This window comes from Bacillus sp. FSL E2-8868 (assembly GCF_038005505.1).
GTDB classification, from domain to species: domain Bacteria; phylum Bacillota; class Bacilli; order Bacillales; family Bacillaceae_G; genus Bacillus_A; species Bacillus_A mycoides.
This window is the reverse complement of sequence record NZ_JBBOTI010000002.1, coordinates 340,095-352,832: the sequence shown is the minus strand read 5'-3', so window position 1 is coordinate 352,832 and position 12,738 is coordinate 340,095. Positions and strand designations below refer to the sequence as shown.

Below are 12,738 nucleotides of genomic sequence, written 5' to 3'. Positions count from 1 at the left end.
TAGTAAAATATATTTTGTCTAGTAATTCGCTTGAAATAAAGAAGTAACATACGTAAATTCGTACGATTTCGTGAACAAATGATGTAAACAATTTTCTCATAGTGTTTACTTTTGTTATGATATACATAACTTACATAAATTAAGGATAGAGAAAAGAGGTTTAATAATGAAGCGTTATCAAAAGTTAATTGGTCTTATGGTTGTATTTTGTCTCTTTGTACTTGCAGGTTGTAGTAGTTCAGGGGCAAAACTCCGTAAACCGTTAAACTGGGATTTAGAAACTTTCCAATTTACAAATCAAGAAGGAAAGCCGTTTGGTACAAAAGATTTAAAAGGGAAAGTTTGGGTAGCTGATTTCATGTTTACAAACTGTCAAACAGTTTGTCCGCCAATGACTGCTAATATGGCGAAATTACAGAAAATGGCTAAGGAAGAGAAATTAGACGTTCAGTTTGTTTCGTTTAGTGTAGACCCTGAACTTGATAAACCAGAAAATTTGAAAGCATTCATTCAAAAGTTTACAGAGGATACAAGTAACTGGAACTTGTTAACTGGTTATTCACTGGAGGATATTACAAAGTTTTCAAAAGATAACTTCCAGTCGCTTGTAGATAAACCAGAGAATGGGCAAGTAATACACGGTACATCATTTTTCTTAGTCGATCAAAATGGAAAAGTAATGAAAAAATATAGCGGCATTAGCAATACGCCATACGAAGATATTATACGTGATATGAAGCGATTAGCTGATTAAAAAGAAGGGTGCTTAGCACCCTTCTTTTATTAGTATTCAGTCTATGGATAATATGTCATGCTGTTGTGGTAATTTCGGTGCGCGAATTTCTAATACACCGTTTTGATAAGAAGCTTTCGTTGCTTTTTTATTAATTAAATATGGTAACTTAATAATTCTTGACGCTTCTGAAATGGAACGTTCTCGGCGATAATAGTTATGAGATGTTTGTTCTTCTTCCGTCTCTTCAAGTATATCTTCTTTTACAGAGACTTTTAAGTATTCGCTTTGTATTTCAATTTGAATTTGTTCTTTTTGTATACCTGGTAGTTCGGCTGTAACGACGAGTTCGTCACCAACTTCGTATAAATCTACTGGGAATGTTAATAAACGGTTTCCTTTTTGGAAAAAATGATTTAAATCAGCAATTACGCCACGAAGAGGCGTTTGTTCGAAAAAATCATCAATTTGTTTTAAATAATTACGAACTGGTGGGCGAGAAGAATCTTTTTTTTCTTCACTCATGGTATTACCTCCTAGAAATCAATTTGCAATATCATATGACAAAAGCGGAGAAAGGTGAGTGCCTAGTTTTCATGTTTTCATAAAAAAATGTTAAAAATGTGAAATGGAGTGAGTTTTTTATAGTTTTTGGTCGCCATATTCAGTTGATTATGCTAGTATAAATAGGGTTGATATAGTAGTATTGAGACAGAATGAAAACTGAAAGAGGGTAAGAAGTATGTGTGGTTTTGTAGGATGTTTATGTGAAAACCCTAGAGAGTTTTCAGAAACAGAAAAACATCAATTTGAAAATATGAACACGATGATTTTCCACCGCGGTCCAGATGACGAAGGATATTTTCGTGATGAACATGTACAATTTGGCTTCCGCCGTTTAAGTATCATTGACTTAGAGGCAGGACATCAGCCGTTAACTTATGAAAATGATCGATATGTAATTATTTTTAATGGTGAAATTTACAATTATGTAGAACTACGTGAAATGTTACTTGAAAAAGGTGCAACGTTTGCTACACAATCTGATACAGAAGTTATCATTGCATTGTATGCACATATGAAAGAAAAATGTGTAGACTACCTTCGTGGTATGTTCGCATTTATGATTTGGGATCGTGAAGAAAAGACACTTTTCGGTGCACGTGACCACTTCGGTATTAAGCCTTTATACATCGCACAACAAGGTGATACTACATTCTTCGCATCTGAGAAGAAAAGTATTATGCATGTAATGGAAGACAAAGGGGTAAACCCAAAGTCACTACAACACTACTTTACGTACCAATATGGTCCAGAGCCAGAAACATTAACAATTGATGTTAACAAAATTGAGCCTGGTCATTACTTCGTAAAAGAAATCGGTAAAGAGATGGAAATCCATCGCTACTGGAATCCTTATTTCAACGCTTCAAGCGCAACGAAAGAGGAGCATATCCAAGCAATTCGTGATGTATTATACGATTCTGTAAAAGTACATATGCGTAGTGATGTACCAGTAGGTTCTTTCTTATCTGGTGGTATCGATTCATCTATTATTGCTTCTATCGCAAGAGAAATGAATCCAAATCTATTAACATTCTCTATTGGTTTCGAACAACGCGGTTTCAGTGAAGTTGATGTTGCGAAAGAAACTGCTGAGAAATTAGGAGTTAAAAACCATAACGTATTCATTACAGCGCAAGAATTTATGGATGAGTTCCCAAAAATCATTTGGCATATGGATGATCCTTTAGCGGATCCAGCAGCTGTACCATTGTATTTCGTTGCGAAAGAAGCGCGTAAACATGTAACGGTTGTTCTTTCTGGTGAAGGTGCAGACGAGCTATTTGGTGGATATAACATTTATCGTGAGCCAAACTCGTTAAAAATGTTCTCTTACATTCCTAGCCCAGGAAAGAGTGTTCTAAAGGCATTAAGTGGTGCTCTTAAAGAAGGGTTTAAAGGAAAAAGCTTCTTAGAGCGTGGATGTACGCCAATCGAAGAGCGTTACTATGGAAATGCGAAAATCTTCCGTGAAGAAGAGAAAGCTGAATTAATGAAGTATTACGATGAAAGTGTTAACTATATGGATATCACGAAACCATTGTATAACGAAATTAAAGATTATGATGATGTAAGTAAAATGCAGTACATTGATATGTTCACATGGTTACGCGGCGATATTTTATTAAAAGCTGATAAAATGACGATGGCAAATTCATTAGAACTTCGTGTACCGTTCTTAGATAAAGAAGTATTTGACGTTGCATCTAAAATTCCGACAGAATTTAAAATTGCAAACGGAACAACGAAAGCTATATTACGTGAAGCTGCTCGTGGAATTGTTCCGGATCACGTGTTAGATCGTAAAAAGCTTGGATTCCCAGTACCAATTCGTCACTGGTTAAAAGATGAAATGCACGATTGGGCTGTAAATATTATTAAAGAAAGCAAAACTGAGCATTTAATCGAAAAACAGTATGTATTAAACTTACTGGAAGCACATTGTGCAGATAAAGGCGATTATAGCCGTAAAATTTGGACTGTACTTGCGTTTATGGTATGGCATCAAATTTATGTTGAGCATAAATACGATACGAATAAGTTCCACGAAGAAACAAAGCGTGCGTATAGCTTAGTTTAATAAAAAACCTTAAGGTCGCATTCGATCTTAAGGTTTTTTTCATAAATTGCATTTATTATTGATACAATAATAGTAAAAGGATGGACAACATATGATTACGTTTGAGAAAGTAAATACAGAAAATGAAAGCGCTGTAAAAGAAATGTTTCACTCACACAGCTTAGATGAGAAAAAGGTTCAGTATTGTGTAAAGGCTGATGATACATATATTGGTGTAATAGATTATAGCGTTCAAGAAGAGAGTGCTATTTTGTCACAGTTAATTATTCATTTTGATTATCAAGGTTATGGATACGGGACAAATACGTATTTTACATTTGAAGAAATGATGAAACAGAGAAATATGAAAGAAATAAAAGTATTGCAAGAGATGTTTACGGAACAAGCTAAATCTTTCATAGAGGGATCTGGTTTTATTGAGGAAAATGGAATATATGTAAAGAAAATATAGTGAATATTGATTAGGTGATGATATGAATATAAGGTAGGTGGACGTATGACGATAACTTCTGGTCTTGTATTAGTTGGAGGTTGTTTTATAGTAGCAGAACTATGTCAGACTTTTATTCGGAAAAGAATGTATAAGAAGAGAAGACCATATGAATTACAATATATACCCGTGTTTGTAATTTTGTTTTGTATGCTATTTGTATTGCAAAACATAACGTATTTCCCACCTCTTTTGAACATCTTTTTGAAGTTTGGGTTGCTATATAGCGGCGGTGGGATATTTCTTTTATTTCTTTTATTTTGCATACGTTACATCCATTATCAATCGTATATATTCATTTTAAATTGGCTAAAGCAAAGCGATAGAAACCGCCTTACATAAGGGGGTTTTTTTATTTGTACTTGTAACGGAACTTGTACAATTAACATAAAATAGGACGAGTAGAAATGAAAGCTTATTACAATAAAGAAAGGAATGAAAAAGATATATGAAACTTGTTATAGACGCAGGGCATGGTGGATATGATTCTGGTGCTGTTGGTAATGGGTTAGTGGAAAAAGAGTTAACACTTCAAATTGCTAGACGTGTGCGAGATATTTTATCTGCAAATTACCCAATCAATATTAAAATGACACGTGATAGTGATGTGTTTATCTCTTTATCAGAACGTGCTAATATTGCTAATTCATTTGGTGCAGATTATTTTATCTCATTTCACATTAATAGTGGCGGTGGCACTGGATTTGAAAGTTATATTTACAATGCGCTATCTAATAGTAGTTCCGCATATGAAAAGCAACAAAAAATGCATGCAGCAGTCAATCCTGTATTAACAAAATATGGTCTTCGTGATCGAGGGGCAAAAAAAGCAAATTATGCGGTACTAAGGGAGACTGCAATGGATGCAATTTTAACTGAGACTGCTTTTATTGATACAACATTTGATGCTAATTTATTGAAAAATCCACAATTTATCGAAGATCTAAGTCAAGCATATGCAAACGGAATAGCAGCTATTTTTGGAGTAGCTCCAAATCCGAATCCTCCAAATCTACAACCTCCAAATCCTCAGCCAACACCACAAACGAAGGGGATTGCTTATATCCTTGGGGAAAATGTGAATTTAAGAAGTGGTCCATCAACGTCTTCTTCGGTTATTCGTCAACTAAACTCCCCAGAATCGTATGTCGTATATCAGGAAAGTAACGGATGGTTAGACTTAGGAAATGGACAATGGGTGTATAATGACCCTTCGTACATTAATTTTGTAAAGACGAGCAATAGCGATGGAAGTGCAATTGGTGTCGCATATATACAAGGAACGAATGTGAATTTAAGAAGTGGTCCATCAACATCTTCTTCAGTTATTCGTAAATTAAATAATCCAGAATCTTATTTAGTATATATTAATCAAAACGGTTGGTTGAACCTTGGTGGAAATCAATGGGTGTATAATGATCCATCATATATTAAATATAATCAATATTAGGAAATGAGTTTATAATGTAATATGAATGCGTATTTATGTATAACGTAGATACGCATTTTAAGAACGTTTATTATTTTCATACTTATACACTTTATTTTAAAAATAAACATTTGAATAGCGGATAGAATCTAAAATGTATATATTGAAAAAGTTTTCTGATATACATTGACAATGTATGTAATATACATTAATCTTTAATTGTTAATGATAATCAATTTCATCTAGGGAGGACATATGGTACATAGCAAAAAAATATTTATGTTCTGCATTATGATACTTATGGTAATAATCGCAGGGTGTAGCAAAGAAGAGAAAAAAGAAAATGATACATCGGCTAAAGCAAAAGATTCGTATACTGTAAAGCATGCAATGGGTGAAACAACAGTAAATGGTACACCTGAAAAAGTAGTTGTTTTAACAAATGAGGGTGCGGAGGCGCTTTTAGCTGTCGGAGTAACACCAGTTGGAACTACAAAACCACGTGCTGGTGATGAATGGTATCCTCATTTAGCGAAAGATTTAAAAGATACGAAAGTTGTAGGTACTGAGCGTGATATTAATTTAGAGGCAGTTATGAAGCTTAAGCCAGATTTAATTATCGGTAATAAAATGCGTCATGAAAAAATATATGAGCAATTGAACGAAATAGCGCCAACTGTGTACGCTGAAACATTGCGCGGGGATTGGAAAGAAAACTTTACACTCTATAGAAAAGCTGTAAATAAAGAAAAAGAAGGGCAAAAGGCTCTTGAAGATTATAAAAAACGTATTGAAGGAATGAAAGAGAAGTTAGGAGATAAATTGAATTCTAAAGTTTCTATTATTCGCTTCGTACCAGGTGACGTTCGTATTTATCAGAAAAACTCATTCTCAGGTGCTGTTTTAAATGATATTGGATTTAAGCGACCACCACTACAAGATAAAGATGAGTTTGCGATAAAAGGAATTACAAAAGAGCAAATTCCGAATATGGATGGAGACTACATACTCTACTTCACATCTGATAAAGATGCAGATAAGAATAACGAAGGAACCACGTTAGCAAAAGAATGGACAGAAGACCCACTCTTTAAGCAGCTGCAGGCTTCTAAAGATAATAAAGTATTCCAAGTGGATGAAGTAATTTGGAATACAGCAGGCGGTATTAAAGCTGCAAACTTAATGCTAGATGATATTGAAAAATATTTTTTGAAATAAATGAATGGTTGAGTGCATCACTTTAAATAGGTGATGTACTTTTTTTGTTTAGTTAAATACAGAAAATTCCTTCTTTTAAGTGTGGATAAGTTGTACAATAAAATCAATTATGGAATAAAGGAGTGGGAAGGAATGAAAGCTACTCATAAAGATTGGATTTTATTTAACGGAAGAATTGTGAATACGAAGGAAGAACAGCCGATGGTCCCATTAGAGGAGAGGGGCTTTCAATTTGGTGATGGTATATATGAGGTGTTTAGGTTATATGATGGGAAGCCACATTTATTGGATTTACATTTGGAACGATTTTTTAATTCTATGGAAGAAATAAAACTAATTCCATCGTTTACTAAAGAAGAGTTAGTGGAAGAGTTACATCAAATGATTGAAAAAAATCAATTTCAAGAAGATGGGAATGTGTATCTTCAAATATCACGTGGTGCTCAAGCTCGAAATCATGTGTATGAAAAAGATTTACAACCAACATATTTTGCGAATATTGTTTCGTTTCCAAGACCTACTACTACTATGGAACAAGGAATAAAGGTTACTGTAGAAGAGGATATACGCTGGAAGTTCTGTCATATAAAATCTTTAAACCTTCTACCTAATATCATGATTAAAAATAAAATAAACGAGCAAGGGTATCAAGAAGCGATATTAGTACGAGATGGAGTTGTAACAGAAGGGTGTCATTCGAATTTCTTTATGGTGAAAAATAATAAATTAATTACACATCCGGCCGATAATTTCATTCTACACGGCATTACTCGTCACTACGTTATTACATTAGCGAAAGCTTTACATATTGAAGTAGAAGAGCGTGAATTCTCATTGCAAGAAGTATACGAGGCTGACGAATGTTTCTTTACAGCGACACCACTTGAAATGTTCCCTGTTGTTCAAATTGGTGATGAGAAGTTTGGAAGTGGCGAAAGAGGACCAATTACGAAAAAACTACAAGCTGCATATGAAGAAAGTATTAGTTTGTTTAAAGTGACAAATTAATAATGAGGGAAAAAGCTGGTATTCCCCCAGCTTTTTTTCATGATATAATTCAACCATAGGACAAGTTTTGAAAACGCTGTAAAAAGGGGATTTAATATATGAATTATGAAGATTTTAAAGAAGTAATTCACGGTAGACGAAGTGTTAGAAAGTTTACAGAACAAGAAGTATCCACTAGTGATATAAAAGAAATTATTGATTGTGCTCGTTATGCACCGAGTGATACGAACTCACAAACGTGGGAGTTCTTGGTCATTATGAACCGAGAGAAAATTAAAGAAATTGAACAAATGACATGGGATGCATTACATAAACTTGCAGCAAAAGCAGCAGAAAATGGAGAAGAGAAAGCAGGGAAATTACTTACACGTTCTTTCGGTCCATATGCGACAGCTTTCTCTGAGGCGCCAGTATTAATCGTATGTTTGGCAACACCATATGAATCAAAGTTTCGTGAAAAGATATTTGATCCAATTGCCTTCGTTCCTGATTCAGTATGGGAAGAGGAAGGAATTAAGAGTAGCTGTTTAGCAGCACAAAACTTAATGTTGGCTGCACATGCGAGAGGGCTGGGTACTTGTCCAATGACAGGACCTGTATTATTAGCTCAAGATGAACTGCGACAATATTTACAAATTGAGCCTCAAAAACAAATTAATATGGTAATTTCACTCGGTTATCCGAAAGATAAACCGAAGAAACTTCCAAGAAAAGAAGTAGATGAGATTACAACATTTATTTTCTAAATGTTATGTGGAAAAGACATTGAAATAGCAATGTCTTTTTATTTTGAGTGGATATTTTTTAAGTGATTTGGGCTAAAATGATGAATAGAGTGGAATTACTATTTATTTCTTTTAAAAAATTAATGTTCTTAAAATGAAAGTATGGTACAGTAATCGTGAGCAAGCTAATATTTGTTCATGAAAGTGTTAAAAACTAGTTTTAAAATCAAGAAGTTATTTTTGTATAATAAATTATAATGAAATAACAGGGGGAATGAATTTTGAAGAAATTCATAATCGCTGGATTGTCTGTATTGTTATTAGTAGGCTGTGGTGCTCCAAAGGAAAAAGAAGATGCACAGTCAAATCAAGAAGAACAAGTTGTAAATGCAAGTGATGAGAATATGGTCGTATATCCTGAAGGAGCAGTGCCAGTCGGAGAAGGGAAAGTAAAAGTAACTACGCCAGATGGTACTTCTGAAAATGGCAATATACCAACTGTATTCATAAAAAAGGATACTTTAATTCAGCAAGTCGAATTAGAACTTTCCAATTTTCAAAATGATAAAGAAACATTTGTATTTGTAGATCAAATATTTGCAGATAAACATCAAGTAACTAGTACAACACAGACAACAGTACAATTAAAAGAAAAGACGCTTGAGACAGGTAGTCATACGATTACCGCAGCTCAGTTTGAAAACAATGACCCGAAAGGAAAAGTCATTAGCTTTAATCAAGCAACGTTTGAAACAAAGCCTGCGTCTTAATTATGGATAAAAAGTACATTACTTAAAGTGGTAGTGTACTTTTTAATTTGGATAGGATTAGGTTGTTGAGAATAATTTGTTTCACTTTCTAGTACGAATGAATAGGAAGAACTTATTCTTTACTATCATGTAAGAGGAAGGGATTGAAAGTTTGAAACGAGTTATTCGTATTTTCTTATTTATTATAATGTTTTCGGTCATTTGGTTTACTTTACAAGAGGCGGTTGAAGTTACGCTCAATTATCACATTCATGACTTGTTAATTGGAGCTGTATGTTTTGTCATTGTGTATCGGTTTTATCCCGCCTTAACGGACAATAAGAACCCCACCTGAAAATTCGGCACATGCGAGGAAGTTAGTTAGGTGGGAGTCGGGCTGCCCGTAAAAGCCCGATTGGTGAAGGATAATAACCCCCTATGATTAAAGTTTCACTTTATGATAAACTCGGATTAAGGTAAGTATTGATTTGGAAATGTAGGGATTTCATTTGAAATGTCGAATAGTACATACGATGTCGTAATAACAAATTTTCTATTGTTTACTGTGAAACAGAAGAAGGAGAGATTGTAGTTATGAAAAGAGCTCTTATAAATATTGATTATACATATGATTTTGTAGCTGAAAAAGGTGCTTTAACATGCGGGAAACCAGGTCAAGAAATTGAGAAGGAACTTGTAAGTGTAACGAAACAATTTATTGAAAAAGGTGATTACGTAGTATTTGCGATCGATAAACATGAAAACAATGATGTATATCATCCAGAAGCGAAATTGTTTCCACCTCATAATATAGCAGATACAAATGGAAGAGACTTATTCGGTGAATTACAAGAAGTATACGAAAAATATAAAAATGCTGAAAATGTATATTACATGGACAAAACACGTTACAGTGCTTTTGCAGGAACGGATTTAGAAATGAAGCTAAGAGAAAGAGGAATAGGGGAAGTGCATCTTGTAGGTGTATGTACAGATATTTGCGTCCTTCATACAGCAGTAGATGCTTATAACAAAGGGTTTCAAATTGTCGTTTATGAAAAAGCAGTAGCATCTTTTAATGCGCAAGGGCATGAATATGCACTTGGACATTTTAAATCTTGTTTAAATGCAGAAGTGAAGTGAAAAAAAGAGGCCTTCAAAAGGTCTCTTTTTCACATTTAAATAGAGACGACTTGCTGTTGAATTAACTTTTTAATGAACGGGCTAATCTTTTCTGGTAGCCCATTTAAATCAAAAAATTGTACATGTAATGATTCAGCTTCGCCTGCTTTTAACGAGGTGAGTATTGCGAACTTAAAAGAAAGTCCTTTATAAAAAATTCTATTGTAATATCCCTTTAGAGGATTAAAAAGGGTTATAGTAAATACTGAAGTTGAAAGATTGATGAAAGGATTATATTGTTGAAGATGAACAATGAATACAAATACATAGTTAAGAAAGTATGATTTAAGGTCAGGAGAAAAGATGTTCTGAAAACAAGTGTTGAGATGATAAATGCGTATTTACAATAAAGCAGCTTTGCATGAAATTTTCATTAGTAAGGAAGTGGATGGATGAGTTTATTAACGTATACTGAGGAGTTTTTTAATTATGTAAGGGAGTTTTTACTTTTAAGATTTTTACTATTTGCTTTAGTTCTTATCATTATTTCTTTTGTCATAAACCGCATTATTGATTGGTTTTTTAAAAAATCAAGCTTTTTTGATGAAGAGGTAGAGCAGACGATTCAAAGTGTTATTCGATCTATTTTTAGATATATCATTATCATCAGTCTGATCATATATTTAATTAGTCAATTTGTAGATATAAAAAGTATTATTGCAGGTGCAGGGATAGCGGGAGTTGTCATCGGTTTTGCTGCACAACAGATGCTAAAAGATGTCATATTAGGCTTCGCAAGATTAGCGGACAAAGAGTTTCGTGTTGGCGATTTTGTAACTTTTAACGGAACAAATTCAGGAACTATTGAGGAAATTAGTATTCGTTTTATGCAAATTCGTGAATGGTCAGGGAAGCTCCTTACCATACCACATGGAGAGATTAGAACGATACAGAATTTTAATAAAGGGTGGATGCGAGTTATTGAACGCATCACGGTAAGTTATCAGGAAGATCCTACAAGAGTTAAGGAATTGTTAGAAGAAGTATGTGTTATTTGTAATGAAAAATTGGACCAAAATCTTTATAGAGTAGATGATGAAGCTGTTGAACCATTTAAATATGTTGGAGTTACAGACTTAAATCCTAACCTTAAATATGTTGGATATGAATTTTGTATTACAGGTTTGATTAAACCTGAAGATTATTTTGAAACTTCCAGACAAGTAAGATTTGAATTAATGTCTATGTTCCATAAAAATCAAGTGCAAATGCCAGCAGCGAATATGTTCGTTAACACTGAAAGTTTACAGCATATTCATGGGGGACAATCTTTATCAGACAGTTAAAGAAAACTAGCTAATTTCTGTTTTTATTTAGAATTTGGATTTGAATGAACTGTAGGGGATATCTCCTGAAAAAGAGTTGAAGGAATTCAGCTCTTTTTTGTTTGTAGTATTTAGAAATTTCTTAATGTTATAATGGTAGTTGGTGATGAGAATGAACATAGATGAAAAAGAGATGCATCGTTTAGAAGCATTAAAAGAAATTGCTGAGTTACTAAATGAAGCGACAAACTTACAGGAAATGTTAGAAAAAGTGTTACATACATTATTACAAGTTATGAATTTACAAACAGGGTGGATATTCTTTATTGATAAAAGTGGAAAGCATCGTATGCTTGTAGACCAAAACTTACCACCAGCTCTTATGTGGCAAGAAAAGAAGCCGATGTGTGAAGGAGATTGTTGGTGTGTAGAACGTTTTGTGAACGGAAGATTGGAAAAAGCGACAAATATTATTGAATGTAAACGAATAGAGGATGCGATTGAATGTAATTGGGGAGAGACCGAAGATGTTACACATCATGCGACAATCCCACTAAGATCTGGATCAGAGAAATTTGGTCTATTAAATGTTGCCTCGCCCCATAAAACACATTTTTCTGAGGAAGAGTTAGCGTTATTAGAAGCGATTGCATTTCAAATTGGAACGACAATACAACGTATTGAATTAGTTGAGAAAGAACGGAAATATGTAGTTGTAGCTGAAAGAAATCGATTGGCTCGTGATTTACATGATTCCGTTAAACAATTGTTATTTTCAATTATGCTAACAGCGAAAGGGACTCTAAATATGACGAAGGATAGAGACTTGCAAGAGATGTTAAGTTATATTGGAGAATTATCACAGGAAGCATTACAAGAGATGACACTTTTGATTTGGCAATTAAGGCCTGAAGGATTAGAGAAAGGTTTAGCAGAAGCGATACAAAATTACGGAAAACTGTTAGGGATTCAAGTGGAAGTTCGAATTGATGGAATGGTTTTAATTGAAGATGAAATAGAAGAAGTTTTATGGCGTATAAGCCAAGAGGCATTACATAATTGTAAAAAGCATGCTTCGTGTGAAAAAGTATGTGTTCATTTAAGGATTGAAGATAATAAGCTGCACTTTTACATAGAAGATAACGGAATAGGATTTATACAGGATCAAGTAAGAGAGTCCGCACTTGGCTTGAAAAGTATGAAAGAACGAATTGAATTAATGAGGGGGATTTTTCGAATAAAAGCAGAACCAGAAAAGGGAACGAAGATAGAAATTCAATTACCGGTTTGAGAGG

13 protein-coding genes and 1 pseudogene are annotated in these 12,738 nt (G+C 33.9%); 12 read left to right on the top strand and 2 right to left on the bottom strand.

Features of this window, described 5'->3' with window-relative positions:
• The first annotated feature begins 166 nt into the window (after positions 1-166).
• Positions 167-754 (top strand): SCO family protein, encoded by a 588-nt coding sequence (locus NSS74_RS12775; protein ID WP_002141632.1) that lies wholly within the window; start codon positions 167-169, stop codon positions 752-754.
• A 36-nt stretch (positions 755-790) separates the two neighbouring features.
• Here NSS74_RS12775 and NSS74_RS12770 read toward each other — a convergent pair whose 3' ends face one another.
• Positions 791-1,258, bottom strand: a complete 468-nt coding sequence (locus tag NSS74_RS12770) for an Hsp20/alpha crystallin family protein (protein WP_002012708.1) — start codon at positions 1,256-1,258, stop codon at positions 791-793.
• A 217-nt stretch (positions 1,259-1,475) separates the two neighbouring features.
• Here NSS74_RS12770 and asnB point away from each other — a divergent pair, with 217 nt between their 5' ends.
• The 9 genes from asnB (at position 1,476) to NSS74_RS12720 (ending at position 10,139) form a co-directional block, all read left to right on the top strand.
• Entirely contained in the window at positions 1,476-3,377 is a 1,902-nt protein-coding gene (gene asnB, locus NSS74_RS12765) for an asparagine synthase (glutamine-hydrolyzing) (RefSeq protein WP_002012706.1), read from the top strand.
• Positions 3,378-3,468: 91 nt separating this feature from the next.
• Positions 3,469-3,828: a GNAT family N-acetyltransferase gene (locus tag NSS74_RS12760; protein WP_002031711.1), complete on the top strand. Its 360-nt coding sequence runs from the start codon at positions 3,469-3,471 to the stop codon at positions 3,826-3,828.
• Positions 3,829-3,873: 45 nt separating this feature from the next.
• Complete coding sequence (locus NSS74_RS12755; protein WP_078176649.1) at positions 3,874-4,209, top strand: hypothetical protein; 336 nt, start codon at positions 3,874-3,876, stop codon at positions 4,207-4,209.
• Positions 4,210-4,315: 106 nt separating this feature from the next.
• Positions 4,316-5,317, top strand: coding sequence for an N-acetylmuramoyl-L-alanine amidase (locus tag NSS74_RS12750; RefSeq protein WP_340813698.1), 1,002 nt, complete (start codon positions 4,316-4,318; stop codon positions 5,315-5,317).
• Positions 5,318-5,551: 234 nt separating this feature from the next.
• The gene (locus NSS74_RS12745) at positions 5,552-6,514 is read left to right on the top strand and encodes an ABC transporter substrate-binding protein (RefSeq protein WP_340813697.1); all 963 of its coding nucleotides are present in this window, start codon (positions 5,552-5,554) and stop codon (positions 6,512-6,514) included.
• 132 nt (positions 6,515-6,646) lie between these two features.
• On the top strand, positions 6,647-7,522 hold the full coding sequence (dat, locus tag NSS74_RS12740) for a D-amino-acid transaminase (RefSeq protein ID WP_002141635.1): 876 nt from the start codon (positions 6,647-6,649) through the stop codon (positions 7,520-7,522).
• A gap of 98 nt (positions 7,523-7,620) precedes the next feature.
• A complete protein-coding gene (locus NSS74_RS12735) occupies positions 7,621-8,268 on the top strand; it encodes a nitroreductase family protein (protein ID WP_002141636.1) in 648 nt (215 codons plus the stop codon).
• Between the two features lie 260 nt (positions 8,269-8,528).
• Complete coding sequence (locus NSS74_RS12730; RefSeq protein ID WP_002141637.1) at positions 8,529-9,017, top strand: hypothetical protein; 489 nt, start codon at positions 8,529-8,531, stop codon at positions 9,015-9,017.
• A gap of 573 nt (positions 9,018-9,590) precedes the next feature.
• Positions 9,591-10,139, top strand: coding sequence for a cysteine hydrolase family protein (locus NSS74_RS12720; protein WP_002141638.1), 549 nt, complete (start codon positions 9,591-9,593; stop codon positions 10,137-10,139).
• A 35-nt stretch (positions 10,140-10,174) separates the two neighbouring features.
• Here NSS74_RS12720 and NSS74_RS12715 read toward each other — a convergent pair.
• Positions 10,175-10,294 (bottom strand): annotated as a pseudogene (locus NSS74_RS12715) (NUDIX hydrolase); the annotation flags it as partial.
• 276 nt (positions 10,295-10,570) lie between these two features.
• On the opposite strand from NSS74_RS12715, the gene NSS74_RS12710 reads away from it, so the two are divergent.
• Both NSS74_RS12710 and NSS74_RS12705 read left to right on the top strand, forming a co-directional pair.
• Positions 10,571-11,464: a mechanosensitive ion channel family protein gene (locus NSS74_RS12710; protein WP_002141639.1), complete on the top strand. Its 894-nt coding sequence runs from the start codon at positions 10,571-10,573 to the stop codon at positions 11,462-11,464.
• A gap of 172 nt (positions 11,465-11,636) precedes the next feature.
• On the top strand, positions 11,637-12,734 hold the full coding sequence (locus NSS74_RS12705; RefSeq protein ID WP_232300750.1) for a GAF domain-containing sensor histidine kinase: 1,098 nt from the start codon (positions 11,637-11,639) through the stop codon (positions 12,732-12,734).
• Positions 12,735-12,738: the final 4 nt, after the last annotated feature.

Excerpts from the sequence above, each read along its gene's own strand:
- NSS74_RS12755 (WP_078176649.1), top strand. The coding sequence starts at position 3,874 with ATGACGATAACTTCTGGTCTTGTATTAGTTGGAGGTTGTTTTATAGTA.
- NSS74_RS12775 (WP_002141632.1), top strand. The coding sequence starts at position 167 with ATGAAGCGTTATCAAAAGTTAATTGGTCTTATGGTTGTATTTTGTCTC.
- NSS74_RS12735 (WP_002141636.1), top strand. The coding sequence starts at position 7,621 with ATGAATTATGAAGATTTTAAAGAAGTAATTCACGGTAGACGAAGTGTT.
- asnB (WP_002012706.1), top strand. The coding sequence starts at position 1,476 with ATGTGTGGTTTTGTAGGATGTTTATGTGAAAACCCTAGAGAGTTTTCA.
- NSS74_RS12770 (WP_002012708.1), bottom strand. The coding sequence starts at position 1,258 with ATGAGTGAAGAAAAAAAAGATTCTTCTCGCCCACCAGTTCGTAATTAT.
- NSS74_RS12750 (WP_340813698.1), top strand. The coding sequence starts at position 4,316 with ATGAAACTTGTTATAGACGCAGGGCATGGTGGATATGATTCTGGTGCT.
- NSS74_RS12760 (WP_002031711.1), top strand. The coding sequence starts at position 3,469 with ATGATTACGTTTGAGAAAGTAAATACAGAAAATGAAAGCGCTGTAAAA.
- NSS74_RS12720 (WP_002141638.1), top strand. The coding sequence starts at position 9,591 with ATGAAAAGAGCTCTTATAAATATTGATTATACATATGATTTTGTAGCT.
- NSS74_RS12710 (WP_002141639.1), top strand. The coding sequence starts at position 10,571 with ATGAGTTTATTAACGTATACTGAGGAGTTTTTTAATTATGTAAGGGAG.
- NSS74_RS12705 (WP_232300750.1), top strand. The coding sequence starts at position 11,637 with ATGCATCGTTTAGAAGCATTAAAAGAAATTGCTGAGTTACTAAATGAA.
- dat (WP_002141635.1), top strand. The coding sequence starts at position 6,647 with ATGAAAGCTACTCATAAAGATTGGATTTTATTTAACGGAAGAATTGTG.
- NSS74_RS12745 (WP_340813697.1), top strand. The coding sequence starts at position 5,552 with ATGGTACATAGCAAAAAAATATTTATGTTCTGCATTATGATACTTATG.